The organism is Campylobacter sp. 2018MI13, from assembly GCF_018501135.1.
Lineage (GTDB): Bacteria > Campylobacterota > Campylobacteria > Campylobacterales > Campylobacteraceae > Campylobacter_E.
Map to the genome: position 1 here is coordinate 1 of NZ_JAHCZC010000236.1, position 438 is coordinate 438.

The following is a 438-nucleotide window of genomic DNA, read 5'->3' on the forward strand; positions in this document are numbered from 1 at the left end:
AATGGCAACCCTGCAGATGCTGGACATTAAGTACTCACACTGGCTGAAGTTCGTGTGGCCGTTGGTGGTGTTTGTCCTCGTCTATGGCGGGATACTGCTCGTGCTTCAGAGGGTGGTGTGATCGACACGTTCGTCAGCGAGTACACGTTGCGACGGGTATATGACGTAGAGTGTGTGCGCCATGCCCAATAACACCTTGCAGCACACCGAGGCTCCGACTTATCGGGTCGGGGCCTACGGGTGTCAGATGAATGTCCATGACTCCGAGCGCATCGCCGGGCTTCTCGAGGAGGCCGGCTACGTTCCCGATCCTAGAACTGACACCTTGGCGCCAGCTGATGTCGTCGTCTTCAACACCTGCGCGGTGCGAGAGAACGCTGATAATCGTCTTTACGGCACCCTCGGCCACATGGCTGCAGTAAAGTCGGCCCATCCTGG

General features: G+C 57.8%; 2 protein-coding genes. Both read left to right on the forward strand.

The window, feature by feature from the left end:
• Window position 1 precedes the first annotated feature (1 nt).
• Window positions 2-121: a hypothetical protein gene (locus tag KJQ99_RS11365; RefSeq protein ID WP_214150726.1), complete on the forward strand. Its 120-nt coding sequence runs from the start codon at window positions 2-4 to the stop codon at window positions 119-121.
• Window positions 122-247: 126 nt separating this feature from the next.
• Window positions 248-438, forward strand: a 191-nt coding sequence (locus KJQ99_RS11370; protein ID WP_502756526.1) for a hypothetical protein, incomplete at its 3' end; no start/stop codon positions are given.

Excerpts from the sequence above, each read along its gene's own strand:
- KJQ99_RS11365 (WP_214150726.1), top strand. The coding sequence starts at position 2 with ATGGCAACCCTGCAGATGCTGGACATTAAGTACTCACACTGGCTGAAG.